The following is a 16,075-nucleotide window of genomic DNA, read 5'->3' as shown; positions in this document are numbered from 1 at the left end:
CACCGCTACCGCCTGCGACCACCCGCGATCACCGGAGGTGCCCGCGGTTACCCGAGGTGCCCGAGGTCGTTCCAGCTCTCGATCGCCGGTTCGCCGTAGGCCCAGCCCAGGACCGACAGTGACGTCGGGTTCAGCCGGATCCGGGCCGCGAAGTCCAGCGGCAGACCCAACCAGCGCGCCCCGATGGAACGGAGAATGTGCCCGTGGGCGAAGACCAGCACGTCCCGGTCCGCCGAGCGGGCCCAGGCGACGGCCTCGTCCGCGCGGGCGGTCACCTCGGCGAGCGTCTCCCCCTCGGGGACGCCGTCGCGCCAGATGAGCCAGCCGGGCCGGACGGCCTGGATCTCGGCGGGGGTCATGCCCTCGTAGGCGCCGTAGTGCCACTCCATCAGGGTGTCCCAGGTGGTGGCCCGCCCACCGAAGCCGGCGAGCTCGCACGTCTCACGCGCGCGTGCCAGCGGGCTGGTGCGTATCTCCACGTCCGTCAGGCCGTCGTACGGGGCCCGGTGCAGCCGCTCGCCGAGCAGCTTGGCGCCGCGGCGGCCCTCCTCCAGGAGAGGCACATCGGTCCTGCCGGTGTGCTTGCCGGACAGCGACCACTCCGTCTGTCCGTGCCGGGCCAGCAGGATGCGCGGTGCCATGGGGGACCTTTCCGGGGAGACCCTGAGCGGGATCAGGGAAGAAACCAGGGGCGGAGCCCTTCCATCATCGCTCACCCTGAACAGGGGCAACCCGGTGGGCGATCTCAGCGTCTTTGAGAGCCGGGGGGCCCACGAAGGGCGCGCGCACGCGCCGTAAAGTGGCCCGTCCCGAGCCACTGGCACACCAGCGACGAGACAGCGACACGAAGGGGGAGGCAATCGGATGCCGCAGACCGAGACACCAGGCACCGAGGCGGCCCCGCGGACACGGCTGCGCTGGTGGACCGAGCTGCCCCTGCTCCTGCTGGTGTACGCCTGCTACTCCGCGGGCCGGCTGCTCGCGCGGGGCGATGTGACCACCGCCGTCGACCACGGCCTGGCGATCCTGCGCGTCGAGAAGTTCCTGCACATCAACGCCGAGCATCCGCTGAACCGGCTGTTCAGGACCGAGGCGTGGATCGGCGTACCGGCCGACTTCTGGTACGCGTCACTGCACTACGTGGTGACGCCGGTGATCCTGGTCTGGCTGTTCCGGTCCCGGACCCAGCTCTACCGGGCGGCCCGCACCTGGCTGATGACGTCCACGTTCATGGGTCTCATCGGCTTCACACTGATGCCCACCTGCCCGCCCCGGCTGCTGTCGGCCGGCCACGGCTTCGTGGACACCATGGCCCAGTACAGCTCGTACGGCTGGTGGGGCGGCGAGGCGAGCGCGCCGCGCGGCATGGGCGGCATGACCAACCAGTACGCGGCGATGCCGAGTCTGCACGTCGGCTGGGCCCTGTGGTGCGGCGTCATGCTGTGGCGGCACGGCGGCACGCGTACGGCGAAGACCGCCGGCGTCGTCTACCCGCTGGTGACGACGCTCGTGGTGATGGGCACCGCCAACCACTACTTCCTCGACGCGGTCGCGGGTGCGGCCGTGATGGGCGTCGGGCTGCTGCTGACGCCGTTGGTGATGCGCGGCGCGGACCGTGCCCGGGTGTGGTTCGCGGCCCGTGTCCCCCTGGTCGCGGCGGCCTCTCCGACCGCATCGGCCTCGATTGTCAGTGGCGGATGCCAGACTTCGACGGGTGAGCGAATTCCACGGCAGCGCGAGTCACGGTTCGGCCCCGGAGCCGAGCCGGGTGCCACCCCCTCGGACGCGGGGGACGGCGCTCCGGCAGCGGCTCGCTGAGCTGCGCGGCCCCGACGTTCCGGCCAAGGCGCTGGACGCCCGTGCCCTCGCGGCGCTGGCGGCGAACCCGGGCTGCGAGCGGCGCGCGATCCTCGACGGAGCCGGGGTGGACAAGGCGACGCTGGCGGACGCGCTGGGCTCGCCCTCGGCCTTCGGGCAGTCCCAGTTCGCCCTGACCCGCGGCAACGCGTTCGAGGCGAAGGTGAAGGCGGACGGCGGCGCGGAACTGCTGCGGCTGGTGCACGAGCGGCTGGATCCCGGCGCCGCGCCGCCCGTCGGCGCGGCGCTGCCCGACCTGTCCGCGATCGGCCCCGAGGGCCGCACCGCGCGCACCTCGCTGGCGCTGCGCGAGGCCACCGGGGCGACCGGCACCTGGACGCTCCTGGACCATCCGATGATCGCGCTCGACGTCGCGGGCTCCCCCGCCTTCCTGGAGCCGGACGCCGTGGTGGTGCACCCGGACGGCAGCTGGACGGTCGTGGAGATCAAGTCCTTCCCGATGCTGGACGGCTCGGCGGACCCGGCGAAGGTCGGTGCGGCCGCCCGGCAGGCCGCCGTGTACGTGCTCGCCCTCGAAGCGGTCGCCGCCCGCCTCGACCCGGCCCCGCGCGTGCGCCACCGGGTGCTCCTGGTCTGCCCCAAGGACTTCTCCAACCTGCCCACCGCCTCCGCCGTGGACGTGCGCAAGCAGCGCGCGGTCACCAGCCGCCAGCTGGCCCGCCTCACCCGCATCGAGGACATCGCCGACGCCCTCCCCGAGGGCACCTGCTTCTCCCCCGAGCTGCCCGCCGAGCAGCTCACGGCGGCCGTCGAGGCGGTCCCGGCGGCGTACGCGCCCGAGTGCCTGGCCGCCTGCGAGCTGGCGTTCCACTGCCGTGAGCGGTCCCGCGCGGCCGGCGCGGTCACCTCCCTGGGCCGTTCCGTGCGGGCCGAACTGGGCGGGCTGACGACCGTCGAGGGCGTCCTGGCGGCGGCGCGCGGCGAGAGCGGCGATCCGCGGGATCCCGCGGTGGCCGCCCTGCGCCGGGCCGCACGGCTCCGCACCGAGGCCCTGGGGACGATGTGTCACTGATCACCACCCTCGCCCGCCTCGAGGCCGTCACCACCGGCCGCGCCCAGCCCACCGCCACCGTCCGGCACCGGCACCTGTCCGAGCGGCCGCTGGTCTTCGTGCCGCTGACCACCGCCGGTGAGGCCGGTGCCCCGCTGGGCGCGCTGGTCGGCACCGACCGGGAGGCGCCGCGGCTGCTCGTCGTGGCGCAACCCCGCGACCGCGAGCTGAGGTTCGCGTTCCTCGCCGAACTGGCCGACGTCGTCCTGCCGTACCTCGACTCCTACGCCGACGTCGTCGAGACCGCCGAGCGCAGCGAGACCGACCCGGAGACCGGCAAACGCGTCAAGGTCGAGGTCGAGCTCTGCGCCGACGCGCCCCAGCTGATCGTCCCGAGCCGCGCGGGCGTCGACTTCGTGCGCCTCCTGGGCCGCTCCATGCGCTTCCGGCGGACGGCGGAACAGGACCCGGAGACGCCGTATCCCGCGCCTGCGCGCGTGCCGCTGCTCGGGCGGTGGCTGACCCACTTCGGGGAGCGGTCCCGGGTGCCCGGCTCCTCGCTGCTGACGGCGATGACGGAGGTCCTGGGCCGGCACTGGGCGACCGGGCAGTCCAGCCTGGAGGACCAGCACCTGGGGGCACAGCTCGCCTGGATCGCCCCGACGCCGGGTGAGACGGGCGCGCAGGCGGCGCTGCGCGCGGAACTCGCGCGGGACGCCGCCGGACAGCTGCGGTGCCCGCCGGCCGGTCCGGCGACCGACCCGGCGTTCGACAACAAACTGCTCGCCCCGGCCATCGAGCGCTACGACCGCGCGCGTACCGCCCTGGCCGCCGCCGAGGACGGTCTCCAGGCCGACGACCGGCTGGGCGCCCTCACCGCCGCCGAGCAGGAGATCCGCGAGCTGGTGAAGAGCCGGACGCTGCCCACCTGGAACAAGGTGTGGGAGGGCCTGGACCTGCTGCGGGTGCTGCCGGAGGGCGCGCACGTCGAGGAGCGGTGGACGCGCGACCGCTGGTCGTTCACCGGCCACCGCGACCGGGTCGTCGCCGGTGAGCCCCCGCAGCCGCGCCGCGACGACGCGGTCACCGCCGCCAACAAGCTCGCCACCCGCGAGCGCGAACAGGCCCGGCTGGAGGCGCAGGAGGCGCTCGACGACCCGCTGGTGATGGCGGGACGGCGGCTGGCCGGGGAGGCGTTCGCGGGCGAGGTCGTCGACGTGGTCATGGCGTACAGCGAGAGCAAGCGGCCGAGCCCGCGCCCGCTGGTCACCGTACGGACGGACGACCGGCCGCACCTCGGTGAGCGGGCGAAGGTGTTCCGGTCGCTGGGCGGGAAGCCGCAGGCGGCCGAGTTCGTGGGGCGGGACGGCGAGGAGGAGGACGGCCTGCTGGTGCTCCGGATCGTCGACAAGATGGGCCGCGGCAAGGAGCCCGAGGTGGGGTCCGTGCCCGAGAAGGGCGACCGGCTCTGCTTCACGCTCTTCGAACACGAGCAGCGCGGCGGCGCGAAGCTGCCCGATCCGGAGGACACGCCGTGGACGCACGGCGGTCCGCCGGGCGAGCAGGCGCCCGAGGTCCCCGATTCCGTCACCCAGGAGGATGTGCTGTGACCACCGAGGCCGCCTTCGACCCCGGTACCGCCGCCACCCGCGCCACCGACGCGATCCTGCGCGACACACTGCACGGCACCGCGCGCGGGGTGGTCGTCGACTCCCCGCCCGGCGCCGGCAAGTCCACGCTCGTCGTCCGTGCGGCGCTGGAACTGGCCGACGCGGGGCGGCCGTTGATGGTGGTCGCGCAGACCAACGCACAGGTCGACGACCTGGTCGTACGGCTCGCGGTGAAGAACCCCGAGCTGCCGGTGGGCCGGCTGCACAGCAGCGACGCCGACCCGTACGACAAGGTGCTCGACGAGCTGCCGAACGTACGGAAGTCGGCGAAGGCGGCGGAGCTGGCGGGACTGCCGGTGGTGATCTCCACCGCCGCCAAGTGGGCGCATGTGAAGGTCGACGAGCCGTGGCGGCACGCCATCGTGGACGAGGCGTACCAGATGCGGTCGGACGGGCTGCTGGCCGTGGCCGGGCTGTTCGAGCGGGCGCTGTTCGTGGGCGACCCGGGGCAGCTGGACCCGTTCTCGATCGTGGGCGGCGAGCAGTGGGCGGGTCTGTCCTACGATCCGTCGGCCTCGGCGGTGAGCACCCTGCTCGCCCACAACCCCGAGCTGCCGCAGCACCGGCTGCCGGTGTCCTGGCGGCTTCCGGCGTCGGCGGCGCCCCTGGTCTCCGACGCGTTCTACCCGTACACCCCGTTCCGCAGCGGCACCGGGCACGGCGACCGGCGGCTGTCCTTCGCGGTGCCGCCGGACGGCTCCGGCACCGACCGGGTGATCGACGAGGCGGCGGAGTCGGGCTGGGGCCTGCTGGAGCTGCCCGCCCGGCACACGCCCCGGACCGACCCGGAGGCGGTGCGGGCCGTCGCGACGGTCGTCCGGCGGCTGCTGGACCGGGGCGGCGCGGCCACCTCGGAGCTCTCCCCCGACCCGACCCCGCTGACCGCCGACCGGGTCGCGGTCGGCACCGCCCATCGCGACCAGGCAGCGGCGGTGCGGGCGGCACTGGCGGAGCTGGGCGTCGCGGACGTGACCGTGGACACGGCGAACCGGCTCCAGGGCATGGAGTTCGACGTCACGGTGATCCTCCACCCGCTCTCCGGCCGCCCCGACGCCACCGCCTTCCACCTGGAGACGGGCCGCCTGTGCGTCCTGGCCTCCCGCCACCGGCACGCGTGCGTGGTGGTGTGCCGGGCAGGCGTGGGCGACCTCCTGGACGCCTACCCGTCGACGGAACCGGTCCAGCTGGGAACCCTCGTGAAGTTCCCGGACGGCTGGGAGGCGAACCACGCGGTACTGGCGCACCTCGCGGAACACCGGGTGCCCTGGAGACCTTGAGCGGGCGGGAGTACCGCGGGCCCGAGGCCGTGACCCGGCGGGAACATCGGGGTGGCCGGGAGCCTTGAGACTGCGGGGCCGAGGGCCTCTTGCGCGACCGGGGGACAATGGAGGGTGGTCCACTCCACCGGTGCTGTCCACCCGTGGAGCCATCCGAACCGTACGAGGAGGAGAAGACATGGCGGAGCCCACGCCGCGTCGGAACGAACCGCGGCTTCGCCCCGCGCCCCTGCTCTTCGAGCCCGCCGAGGCGGCCGGTGATCCGGAGCACTTCTTCGACCTGGAGTCGATAGACGATCCGGCCGCGTTGCTCGCGCGGGCGACGGAACTGACGCTCGCGTTCCGGGCGGCCGCCGACCGGGCGGTGGAGTTCCAGGCCATGGCCGCCGCGCAGCTCGCCGATCCGCGCCGCTTCGACCGGCTGACGCCGGCGGACATCGGCGAACGGGCCGAGTGGACCGAGGACTACGCGAAGAAGATGGTCGAGTTCGGCCGGGATCTGCTGCGGGGCGACACCGAGGGTCGGGGGCACGCCGACCCCGTCTGAGCGCCGCGCCCGCCGCGCCGCGTCCGCCCTGCCCGCCTGGCATATGCCGGGCGGGCAAGATACTCCTCCTCGTCCCCTCCCGTCCCGGTTTCCCGCAACCCTGTGAATTCGTCCGCTCACCCCCGGTAGACCTGGGGGTATGAGCAGCGCATGCGACGAACCCATCGGCGTCACCCCGGACGGCGCCGCCTGGCTGGCCTCCGCCGGGACATATCCGCGCAGCACGCTCGCCTTCTGGGAGGAGCGGCCGCAGGCCCCGGTGGTGCTGCCCTGCGGCTCGGCGTTCGACATCGTCAGCGCGCCCGCGATGTTCGGGCGGCTGATGCTCGACCGGCTGTGGGGCGAGGGGCCGGGCTCCGGGCCGGTGGCCGCGTTCCGCGGGCGGACGCTGCTGTTCGCGGCGCCGGGCACGGCCCAGCGACTGCCCTCACTGCTGGAGTGGGAGGAGTGGAGCGCCGAAGGCCGCCGGGACGGCCGTACCGCGACGGTGCTGCCGCTGCTGTGTCACGGCACGGGCGACGCGGTGACCGTGCCCGCGCTCACCCCCGCCGGGGACGGCGCGTCGACGCGCTGGATGGTCGCCCCGGACACCCGTCATCCGTGGCTGCCCGGCCCGGAGATCCTGCTGTGGGCGGCCGTCCGGGCGGCCCGTTCGGCCGTGCGGATTTCGATTTCTCCTCCCCAGGACCAGGATGCTAAGGTCTACGACGTCAGCAGGCGCCGCTAGCTCAGTTGGTTAGAGCAGCTGACTCTTAATCAGCGGGTCCGGGGTTCGAGTCCCTGGCGGCGCACGACATCGACGGCGGGGCTTGTTCGCAGAAAGCGCGAACCAGCCCCGCCGTCGTCATTCCTGCGCGGCTGCGCCGCGCACTGTGGGGGCTACGCCACCCATACCCCCTCCGGCAAAGGCCCCTCGCGAGAGCGAGGGGCCTTTCGCGTGTCCGAAACGGGTCACGTCCGGGACGCCGCAGGAGGGGTCACAGCTTCGTCCCCGGTGTGATCTTCACCGTCCACTCCCCCGACACCGTGCGCCCCTCCACGTCCACCCGTACGCCGTTGCCCGGCACCGTGAAGCTCTCGCCGAGGGCGACCGGGGCGTCCGCGAGGGGCGGGTAGACCGAGTCCTCCCAGCAGGCCTCGGTGCGCGGGTGGGCGTCGATCACCTCGACCGGGCCCCGGCCGGACCGGGCGCCGCTGCTGACGCGGTAGACGAGGATGCCGGTGCGGCAGGCCGCCCGGTCGTTGCCCGCCGGGCCGCGCGCCTCGAAGGCGAGCGCGCTGTCGGGGCCGGTGCGCACCACGGCCAGCTTGGGCCCGTTGCCGAGCCCGAAGGACGGCGCCCCGGAGGCGCCGGCGACCTGCACGCCCGGCCCGGCGCTCAGCGGTTCCAGGGTCAGCCGGGTCGGACCCGGCCCCCGTACGCACACCACCTGGCGCTCGTCCAGCCAGCCCAGTTTCCACTTGTGCCAGGCGAAGAGGTCCGGGGCGAGGCCGAACTGGCTGCCCATCAGGTCCCAGTCGCCGACGTAGGTGTCCCAGTCGCCCTTGCCGTCGACGGGGCGGTGGTAGAGGTCGGGCAGGTCGAAGACGTGGCCGGTCTCGTGGGCGAGGACGAGACGGTCCGGGGGATGCTGCTCGAAGACGGTGACGACCCGGCGGATGTCCGCGCCGTCGGCGTTCAGCGGGGTGTCCAGGTTGACGACCTTCGTGGCGTCCGAGTCGACGCCCGGCGCGTCCGGGTCGGCCACGAAGTAGACGACGTCGTAGCGGGAGAAGTCCACGTGGGGGTCGGCGGCGGCCAGCGCGTCGTGCAGGTAGGTGGCCCGGCTGTCGGCGTCCCAGTCGCGCTGTATGGCGTACGCGGTGGACGGCTTCGGCATGCTGATCCAGCGCTTCAGCGGATGCGCGCGCAGGGCGAACTTCCCGTAGGACGCCTGCCGGAAGAAGCGGCTGGTGGCCGGGAAGTGGTCGGCGGCCAGTTCGTCGGGGGAGGTCGTCGGGAACCGGTCCGGGAAGGACAGGAAGACCATCACCGCGTCGAGGGAACGGGCCGGCCGGGGGTAGGCGCCGTTCCAGGTGTCCACGCCCTCCGAGTGGTGGGCCGCGGTGCGGGTCAGGGCGCACGGGGCGGGCGAGAAGGGCTCGGCGACCGAGGGGCCGCCGACGAGCGAGTTCGCGATCAGCGCCGAGAGGGTGGTGAACACGGCCGCCGTACTGCGCAGTCGGGGGCGCGGAAGCAGTCGCACACGTCGCGGCAGTCGCGGCACAGAGACCTCCGGAAGGCGGTTCACAGGACACCGCCACCCAGCCTGTGTGAAATTGTCGTACTACGCCCTGTTTGTCTGCCCCAGACGAGTGAGGAGGCAGAAAGCGGGCATCACCTCGACACCCCCGGAATTCTCACGGAACGTCACAAGCGGTCGTCCCCCCACAGAACCGGGCCAGGTGCGGGCAGAAACGATCTGTCAGAAAGGCCGGTTGTTCGGGGACACTGGGCAGTGGCTGCGCGGGTCCGGGGGCAGCCTCTATGATCGGCAGACTTTCCTGCACGGACAGCGATCGAGTGCACTGCGGGAGCGAGCGGTGAGCGGAACGTCCGAAGGGCCGACGCCCGCGGCAGACCTCGACCGGTCAGCCGTCACAGAGAGTGACATCGACAGTACGGAAAGCGGGCTCCTGGTCAACCGACCACCGGCCTACCGTTCCGTCTTCGCGGCGGCACCCCTCGCCATGGCCGTGGTCGACGGCGAGGGTCGCATCGTCGACGCCAACGACGCGCTCGGCGCGCTGCTCGGCGGCGGGAGCGCGGGCCTGGTCGGGCGGGTCGCCTCCGACCTGCTGGACCTGACCTCCGACGCGCGCACCTGGCACGCCTATCGCGAGGTGCTGCGCGGCCGGCAGGCGAGACTGCGCTGCACCCGGCGCCTGAAGCAGCCCGACGGGCGCTCGCTGTGGGCGCAGGTCACCGTGTCCCCGCTCGACGCGGACATGCCCGACGTACTGCTGTCGGTCGCCGACGTGAGCGCTCACCGTGACCTCCAGGCGAGACTGCGGCATCTCCAGATGCACGACCCGGTCACCCGGCTGCCCAACCGGACCCTGTTCTTCGAGCGGGTGTCCGCGGCGCTGGAGGCGGAGGCGTACGAGCAGAGCGGGACCGGCCGGATCGGCCTGTGCTACCTGGACCTGGACGGCTTCAAGGCCGTCAACGACACCCTCGGTCACCGGGTCGGCGACCTGCTGCTGGCCGCCGTCGCCGAACGGCTGACGGAGAGCGCCGAGCAGGCCGGGCAGACCCGGCCGAGCGTGCCGCTGGTGGCCCGGCTGGGCGGCGACGAATTCGCCCTGCTGGTCGAGGACTCCACCGGCACCGAGCAGCTGGCCGACCTCGCCGAGTCCGTGCTCAAGGCGCTCCAGGCCCCCTTCGACCTGGCCGGGCACCGGCTGAACGTCTCCGCTTCGATCGGGGTGGTGGAGCGGCACGCGGCCGGCACCACGGCGACCGGTCTGATGCAGGCCGCCGACACGACCCTGTACTGGGCGAAGGTGGACGGCAAGGACCGCTGGACACTGTTCGACCCCGAGCGCAACGCCCATCTGATGACCCGGCAGGCGCTGGCCTCCACGCTCCGTCCGGCCATCGAGCGCGGCGAGTTCCGCCTCGACTACCAGCCGCTGGTCGGCATGTCGGACGGCCGGCTGCGCGGTGTGGAGGCGCTGGTGCGCTGGGATCACCCCCGGTTCGGGCTGCTGTCGCCGAATCGGTTCGTCGCACTGGCCGAGGAGGACGGTTCGATCGTGCCGCTCGGCCGATGGGTTCTGGCCACCGCCTGCCGCCAGGCACGCCAGTGGCAGCTGGACAATCCGGACGATCCGCCGCTGTTCGTCAGCGTCAATGTGGCGGTGCGTCAGGTGTGGGACTCCGACCTGGTGGCGGATGTGGCGGAGATCCTCGCCGAGACCGGGCTCGCGCCGCACCTGCTCCAGCTGGAACTCACCGAGTCGGCCGTGATGGGCTCGGCCGGGCGGCCGCTCCAGGCGCTCCAGGCCCTCAGCGACATGGGCGTCGGCATCGCCATCGACGACTTCGGCACCGGTTACTCCAACCTCGCCTACCTGAGCCGGCTGCCGGTGTCGGTGCTGAAGCTCGACGGGTCCTTCGTCCGCGGCTTCCAGTACGAGGGCGCGGGCTCCCCGCCGAACCCGGCCGACCAGGTCGTCGTCGAGGCGATGATCGACCTCGCCCACCGGCTGGGACTGACCGTCACCGCCGAGTGCGTGGAGACCTCCGCGCAGGCGACCCGGCTGCGCAGCATCGGCTGCGACACCGGACAGGGGTGGCTGTACTCCCGTCCGGTGTCGCCGGATCGTATCTCCGAGCTGATGGGGACCGAGACCTACGCCGTCGGCAACCCGTAGGCGTCCGCGACGAGTTCGTAGGAGCGCAGGCGCAGCTCACCGCGGTGGGCGTGACTGGTGAGCATCAACTCGTCGGCACCCGTGCGCTTGTGGAGGTCGTCGAGGCCGGAGCGGACCTCGTCGGCCGTGCCATGGATGATGTTCGCGCCCCAGGAGTCGACGAACTCCCGCTCCAGCGGACTGAATTCGTGCGCCTCCGCCTCCTCGGGGGAGGGGAACAGGCCGGGGCGGCCGCCGCGCAGCCGGATCATGTTGAGGCCGGTGGCCAGGACCTGACGGCGGGCCTCGCGCTCGTCGTCGACGGCGAGCACGGAGACGCCGATCAGCGCGTACGGCTCGGCGAGCACCTCGGACGGCCGGAAGGACTCCCGGTACAGGTCGAGGGCCGGGACGGTGTTCTGCGCCGAGAAGTGGTGCGCGAAGGCGAAGGGCAGACCGAGCACACCGGCCAGCCGGGCGCTGAAGCCGGAGGAGCCGAGCAGCCAGACGGGCGGCCGGTGCGGCGACTGCACCCCGCCGGGGGACGTGCCCTGGACCGGGCCGGGGATCGCGTGGATACGGCGGTAGCGGTGGCCGTCGGGAAAGTCGTCGTCCAGGAAACGGGTGAGCTCGGCGAGCTGCTCGGGGAAGTCGTCGGCGCCTTCGTGCAGGGTGGCGGTGCGGCGCAGGGCGGCGGCGGTGGCGCCGTCGGTGCCCGGGGCGCGGCCGAGGCCGAGGTCGATGCGGCGGGGGGCCAGCGCCTCCAGGGTGCCGAACTGCTCGGCGATGACGAGGGGTGCGTGGTTGGGCAGCATCACGCCGCCCGAGCCGAGCCGGATGCGGTCGGTGTGGGCGGCGAGGTGGGCGAGGATCACCGCGGGCGAGGAGGAGGCGACGCCCGGCATCGAGTGGTGCTCGGCGACCCAGTAGCGGTGGAAACCGCGCGACTCGGTGAACCGCGCGAGGTCGACGCTGGTGCGCAGGGCGTCGGTGGCGGTGCGACCTGAGCCGACGGTGACCAGGTCCAGCACGGAGAGCGGCACCGGTGCGCTGCCCTGGGCCACCCCTCGGATCTCGTCCGCCTCCGTCACATCGCTCACCGTCTCGTCCGCCGCCACGGGGGTCCTCCTGTTGTCGACCGTGCACTGTCCTCGGCGGATAACAGGAGGGTGTCCCCGTTTATTCCCGGCCGGCCTGCCGGACCGACCGGTGCGACCGACCGGTGCGACCGACCGGTCACACCTGCACGATCGGCTCCCGGGTGAACAGGACGCCCAGGCCCGGGGCGTTCACCCGGCGGTCGGTGAGGCGCAGGGCCTCCCAGACCGTGACCTGGTTGGCGGTGAGGACGGGCTTGCCGAACTCCTTCTCCAGGGCGGGGAGGAACGCGGCCGTGTGCAGGGCGGTGTCGGGCAGCAGGATCGCCCCGGCATCGGGCGCGTCGGCCGCCCGCGCGAGGGCGAACACCTCCGCCTCGCCCCAGGTGCCGACCTCGGCCGCCGTGACGATCCCGGCGCTGTGGACGCCGGTCACCTCCACTCCGCCCGCCCGCAGGAACCCGGCGAACAGCGCCGCCACGTCGTCCGGGTACGTCGCCCCGACGGCGACCCGCCCGGCGCCGACCTCCCGGGCCGCGTGCACGAAGGCGAAGGAGGTGGAGGAGGCCGGCATCCCGGCGGTCGTGGCCAGGGCGCGCACCTGCTCCTGGGCGCCCTCCCAGCCGTGCACGAAGCCGCCGCTGGTGCAGGCCCACACGACCGCCTCGGCGCCGGCCAGCCGCAACTGCTCGACGCCCTTCGCCAGCCGGTGCGGCGCGCCCATCTCGCGCAGCGCGTCGACCCTGTGCGCGTCCTCGCCGATGTCCGTGTGGACCAGGTCCAACCGGATGTCACTGCCCAGGAGCTGCTCGATACGGGGGTAGTCGTCCTCGGCCGAGTGGCCCGGATAGAGGAAACCGAGTGCGGTCATGTCCAGCCTTCCTGCTGCTCGTCGTCCGGCAGGACCGGGGGTTCCTGCGGCACGGGAAGTTCCCGCGGTACCCGGGTGTCCGGCAGCCCGGGGGGCCACACGCGTGCCGAAGTGTCCAGCAGCGCTTGATACGGTCCCACCGCTCGGGTACCCAGTCGGCGCAGCGCCGCCCACATGGTCACCTGGTTGGCCGAGATCACCGGTATCCGCAGTTCTGCCTCCAGTTGGGGGATGACGTCGTAGGTCGGCAGGTTGGTGCAGGAGATGAACAGCACGTCGGCGGTGGCGGGCGCGGGCACCGCCCGGTGGGCCATCTCCACCACCTCCCGGTACGGAACCTTCCAGATGTGCCGGGTCAGGCCCATGAACGCGCGTCCGGTGACCGTGCCGCCCGCCTCGGCCACGTACTCCTCGAGCGAGCGCGTCACCGACTCCGTGTACGGCGTCACCAGGGCCACCCGGCGGGCGCCCAGCTCCGTCAGGGCCTCGATCAGCGCGCCCGAGGTGGTCACGGACGGTGTCGCACCGGCCCTGGTCATCGCCTCGCACATCGCCCGCTCCCCCGCGAGCCCGCCGACGAAGCTGCCCGAGGTACAGGCATAGGCCACGGTCTCGGGGGCGACCGCGATGAGAGTGCGGACGGCGTCCCTGAGGGTCTCGTGCTCGCTCACCCGGCGGGCGAGGTCCAGGCTGACCTCGACGGGGACGTACGGCGTGCGCGTCAGGTGGAGCGAGACGTCGTCCGGCGTCCAGCGCCACAGCTCGCGATCCAGCGCGAAGTCGAAGGGAGCGACGACCCCGAGGCCGCGCTGCGCGCGGGGGCCGCCGAGAAAGGTGACGTCCATTGCGGGCACCGCCCTCACCGGGAGACAGGATGCGCAACGAGCCGTACGAACGGCCGTGTTGACGACGGTAGGTTCGGGTGCGAACGTGGTCAATCCGCGCACGTCAGGCACTTGGTCACGGACGGAGGGGGCATCGGATGGCCGTCGTCCCCGCAGCTCTGCCCACGGTTCTCGTGCTGGACAGCGATCCCCTGCCCCGGCTCGGGCGCCTCACCGGGCGGGCCCGGGTGCTGCACACCGACGAGGCATCCCTCGCCGCGCGGCTGCCCGGGGCGGACGTCCTGCTGGTCTGGGACTTCACCTCGCACGCGGTGCGCGCCGCCTGGCCCGGCGAGGGGCCGCGGCCGGGCTGGGTGCACACGGCGAGCGCCGGCGTGGACCACCTGCTCTGCCCCGAGCTGGCCGCCTCGGACACGGTGGTGACGAACGCTCGCGGGATCTTCGACGAGCCGATCGCCGAGTACGTCGCCGCGCTGGTCCTGGCGATGGCGAAGGATCTGCCGCGGAGCTGGGAGCTTCAGCAGCGGGGCGAGTGGCGGCACCGGGAGGGCGGACGGGTCTCCGGGACCCGGGCCGTCGTGGTCGGGTCGGGGCCGATCGGACGGGCGATCGCCCGCACCCTGAAGGCGCTCGGCATGACCACGGCCGTCGTCGGCCGCGTCCCGCGCACCGGCATCCACGGCCCCCAGGACCTGGACCGGCTCCTCGCCCGCGCCGACTGGGTGATCGCGGCCGCCCCGCTCACCGAGCAGACGCACGGCATGTTCGACACCCGGCGGTTCGGCGTGATGCAGCCCTCCGCCCGCTTCGTGAACGTCGGCCGTGGACCGCTGGTCGTCGAGGACGCGCTGGTGCGGGCCCTGGAGCGGCGGTGGATCGCGGGCGCCGCCCTGGACGTCCTCACCACCGAACCCCTCCCCGCCGACAGCCCGTTGTGGCACGTCCCGGGGCTGCTGATCTCGCCCCACATGAGCGGAGACACGGTCGGCTGGCGGGACGAACTCGGCGCGCAGTTCGTGGAGTTGTTCGAGCGGTGGGCGGCGGGCCGACCGCTGAGGAACGTGGTCGACAAGCAGCGCGGATACGTGCCCGGACACTGACGTCCCCGGCTTCGGGAGGGTGCATGACCGACCTCACCACACTCACGGCGACCGAACTCCTCGACGGTTACCGCAAGGGCGGGTTCAGCCCCGTGGAGGCGACCCGCGCGGCCCTGGACCGGGCGGAGCGGATCCAGCCGGAGGTGAACGCGTTCGTAAGGATCCTCGCCGACGAGGCGCTGGCGCAGGCGGAAGCCTCTCGGGAGCGGTGGCGGCGCGGGGAGCCGGCCGGGCCGGTCGACGGGGTGCCGGTGACGGTCAAGGACATCCTGCTGCTGAAGGGCCATCCGACCCTGCGGGGCTCGAAGTCCGTCGACGCGTCAGGCTCCTGGGACGAGGACGCCCCTGCCGTCGCCCGGCTGCGCGAGTCCGGCGCGGTCTTCGTCGGCAAGACGACCACCCCCGAGTACGGCTGGAAGGGGGTGACGGACTCCCCGCTGACCGGTGTGACCCGCAACCCGCACGACCCGTCGCGCACGGCGGGCGGTTCCAGCGGCGGGAGCGCGGCCGCGGTGGCGCTCGGCGCGGGGCCGCTGTCGCTGGGGACCGACGGCGGGGGCAGCGTCCGGATCCCGGCCGCGTTCTGCGGGATCTTCGCGCTGAAACCGACGTACGGCCGCGTGCCGTTGTACCCGGCGAGCGCGTTCGGCACGCTGGCGCACGTGGGTCCGATGACCCGGGACGCGGCGGACGCGGCGCTGCTGCTCGACGTGATCGGCGTGCCGGACTCACGGGACTGGTCGGCGCTGGGGCCGCCGGACGGGTCGTTCCGGGCGGGGCTCGACCGGGGCGTGCGCGGACTGCGGGTGGCGTACTCGCCGTCGCTCGGCGGACAGGTCGCGGTACGGCCGGGGGTCGCGGCGGCGGTGCGGCGGGCCGTGGAGCGGCTGGCGGAGCTCGGCGCGTACGTGGAGGAGGCCGACCCGGACTTCACCGACCCGGTGGACGCCTTCCACACCCTGTGGTTCGCCGGGGCGGCCCAGGTGACCCGACGGCTGCGGGCGGACCGGCGGGGGGCGCTCGACCCGGGGCTGCGCGAGATCTGCGCCGAGGGCGCGCGGTACTCCGCCCTCGACCATCTGTCCGCGGTGGACGTCCGGATGGAACTGGGCCGCCGCATGGGCCGTTTCCACGACACCTACGACCTGCTCCTCACCCCGACGCTGCCGATCACGGCGTTCGAGGCGGGAGTCGAGGTGCCGGCCGGGTCGGGGCATCGGCGCTGGACGGGGTGGACGCCCTTCACCTACCCCTTCAACCTCACCCAGCAGCCCGCGGCCACCGTCCCGGTGGGCACGGACGGCGACGGGCTGCCGGTGGGGTTGCAGATCGTGGCCGCCCGCCACCGGGACGACCTGGTGCTACGGGCGGGTCACGCGTTGCGCGGGTGGTCGTAGCCCG

14 protein-coding genes and 1 tRNA gene are annotated in these 16,075 nt (G+C 73.4%); 10 read left to right on the top strand and 5 right to left on the bottom strand.

What is annotated here, in order from left to right:
- Positions 1-47 precede the first annotated feature (47 nt).
- Complete coding sequence (locus OG933_RS27405) at positions 48-641, bottom strand: histidine phosphatase family protein (RefSeq protein ID WP_362270694.1); 594 nt, start codon at positions 639-641, stop codon at positions 48-50.
- Between the two features lie 223 nt (positions 642-864).
- On the opposite strand from OG933_RS27405, the gene OG933_RS27400 reads away from it, so the two are divergent.
- The 7 genes from OG933_RS27400 (at position 865) to OG933_RS27370 (ending at position 7,154) form a co-directional block, all read left to right on the top strand.
- Positions 865-1,818 (top strand): phosphatase PAP2 family protein, encoded by a 954-nt coding sequence (locus OG933_RS27400; protein WP_020132293.1) that lies wholly within the window; start codon positions 865-867, stop codon positions 1,816-1,818.
- The gene (locus OG933_RS27395) at positions 1,769-2,890 is read left to right on the top strand and encodes a hypothetical protein (RefSeq protein ID WP_362522526.1); all 1,122 of its coding nucleotides are present in this window, start codon (positions 1,769-1,771) and stop codon (positions 2,888-2,890) included. Before OG933_RS27400 ends, OG933_RS27395 begins: the two co-directional genes overlap by 50 nt.
- Positions 2,881-4,479, top strand: a complete 1,599-nt coding sequence (locus OG933_RS27390) for a hypothetical protein (protein WP_405629282.1) — start codon at positions 2,881-2,883, stop codon at positions 4,477-4,479. Before OG933_RS27395 ends, OG933_RS27390 begins: the two co-directional genes overlap by 10 nt.
- On the top strand, positions 4,476-5,816 hold the full coding sequence (locus OG933_RS27385; protein ID WP_362270701.1) for an AAA family ATPase: 1,341 nt from the start codon (positions 4,476-4,478) through the stop codon (positions 5,814-5,816). Before OG933_RS27390 ends, OG933_RS27385 begins: the two co-directional genes overlap by 4 nt.
- A 178-nt stretch (positions 5,817-5,994) precedes the next feature.
- Positions 5,995-6,363, top strand: a complete 369-nt coding sequence (locus OG933_RS27380; protein ID WP_020132289.1) for a hypothetical protein — start codon at positions 5,995-5,997, stop codon at positions 6,361-6,363.
- Positions 6,364-6,502: 139 nt separating this feature from the next.
- The gene (locus OG933_RS27375) at positions 6,503-7,090 is read left to right on the top strand and encodes a bifunctional DNA primase/polymerase (protein WP_405629280.1); all 588 of its coding nucleotides are present in this window, start codon (positions 6,503-6,505) and stop codon (positions 7,088-7,090) included.
- A tRNA-Lys gene (locus OG933_RS27370) sits at positions 7,081-7,154 on the top strand. The genes OG933_RS27375 and OG933_RS27370 overlap by 10 nt, the downstream gene beginning before the upstream one ends.
- A 186-nt stretch (positions 7,155-7,340) precedes the next feature.
- Here the strand turns inward: OG933_RS27370 and OG933_RS27365 are convergent.
- Positions 7,341-8,609: a M6 family metalloprotease domain-containing protein gene (locus OG933_RS27365; protein WP_405629278.1), complete on the bottom strand. Its 1,269-nt coding sequence runs from the start codon at positions 8,607-8,609 to the stop codon at positions 7,341-7,343.
- A gap of 337 nt (positions 8,610-8,946) precedes the next feature.
- Here OG933_RS27365 and OG933_RS27360 point away from each other — a divergent pair, with 337 nt between their 5' ends.
- Positions 8,947-10,782 (top strand): putative bifunctional diguanylate cyclase/phosphodiesterase, encoded by a 1,836-nt coding sequence (locus OG933_RS27360; RefSeq protein ID WP_405629277.1) that lies wholly within the window; start codon positions 8,947-8,949, stop codon positions 10,780-10,782.
- Here the strand turns inward: OG933_RS27360 and OG933_RS27355 are convergent.
- From OG933_RS27355 to OG933_RS27345, 3 genes are all read right to left on the bottom strand, one after another.
- Positions 10,761-11,879 (bottom strand): LLM class flavin-dependent oxidoreductase, encoded by a 1,119-nt coding sequence (locus OG933_RS27355; RefSeq protein ID WP_362522530.1) that lies wholly within the window; start codon positions 11,877-11,879, stop codon positions 10,761-10,763. The two genes, OG933_RS27360 and OG933_RS27355, sit on opposite strands and share 22 nt — an antisense overlap.
- A 118-nt stretch (positions 11,880-11,997) precedes the next feature.
- Positions 11,998-12,729, bottom strand: a complete 732-nt coding sequence (locus OG933_RS27350; protein WP_327183254.1) for an aspartate/glutamate racemase family protein — start codon at positions 12,727-12,729, stop codon at positions 11,998-12,000.
- Positions 12,726-13,574 (bottom strand): decarboxylase, encoded by an 849-nt coding sequence (locus OG933_RS27345; RefSeq protein WP_362522532.1) that lies wholly within the window; start codon positions 13,572-13,574, stop codon positions 12,726-12,728. The genes OG933_RS27350 and OG933_RS27345 overlap by 4 nt, the downstream gene beginning before the upstream one ends.
- 137 nt (positions 13,575-13,711) lie before the next feature.
- On the opposite strand from OG933_RS27345, the gene OG933_RS27340 reads away from it, so the two are divergent.
- Complete coding sequence (locus OG933_RS27340; RefSeq protein WP_362522533.1) at positions 13,712-14,674, top strand: D-2-hydroxyacid dehydrogenase; 963 nt, start codon at positions 13,712-13,714, stop codon at positions 14,672-14,674.
- A 23-nt stretch (positions 14,675-14,697) separates the two neighbouring features.
- Positions 14,698-16,071, top strand: a complete 1,374-nt coding sequence (locus tag OG933_RS27335; protein WP_405629275.1) for an amidase — start codon at positions 14,698-14,700, stop codon at positions 16,069-16,071.
- The last annotated feature ends 4 nt before the right edge of the window (positions 16,072-16,075 follow it).

It is taken from the genome of Streptomyces sp. NBC_00016 (assembly GCF_045040885.1).
Taxonomy (GTDB): Bacteria; Actinomycetota; Actinomycetes; order Streptomycetales; family Streptomycetaceae; genus Streptomyces; species Streptomyces coriariae.
This window is presented reverse-complemented; position numbering and strand designations above follow the sequence as displayed.

What these genes read in the sequence shown, in the direction of transcription:
- OG933_RS27380 (WP_020132289.1), top strand. Translation starts at nt 5,995, where the DNA reads ATGGCGGAGCCCACGCCGCGTCGGAACGAACCGCGGCTTCGCCCCGCG.
- OG933_RS27400 (WP_020132293.1), top strand. Translation starts at nt 865, where the DNA reads ATGCCGCAGACCGAGACACCAGGCACCGAGGCGGCCCCGCGGACACGG.
- OG933_RS27350 (WP_327183254.1), bottom strand. Translation starts at nt 12,729, where the DNA reads ATGACCGCACTCGGTTTCCTCTATCCGGGCCACTCGGCCGAGGACGAC.
- OG933_RS27340 (WP_362522533.1), top strand. Translation starts at nt 13,712, where the DNA reads ATGGCCGTCGTCCCCGCAGCTCTGCCCACGGTTCTCGTGCTGGACAGC.
- OG933_RS27405 (WP_362270694.1), bottom strand. Translation starts at nt 641, where the DNA reads ATGGCACCGCGCATCCTGCTGGCCCGGCACGGACAGACGGAGTGGTCG.
- OG933_RS27345 (WP_362522532.1), bottom strand. Translation starts at nt 13,574, where the DNA reads ATGGACGTCACCTTTCTCGGCGGCCCCCGCGCGCAGCGCGGCCTCGGG.
- OG933_RS27335 (WP_405629275.1), top strand. Translation starts at nt 14,698, where the DNA reads ATGACCGACCTCACCACACTCACGGCGACCGAACTCCTCGACGGTTAC.
- OG933_RS27375 (WP_405629280.1), top strand. Translation starts at nt 6,503, where the DNA reads ATGAGCAGCGCATGCGACGAACCCATCGGCGTCACCCCGGACGGCGCC.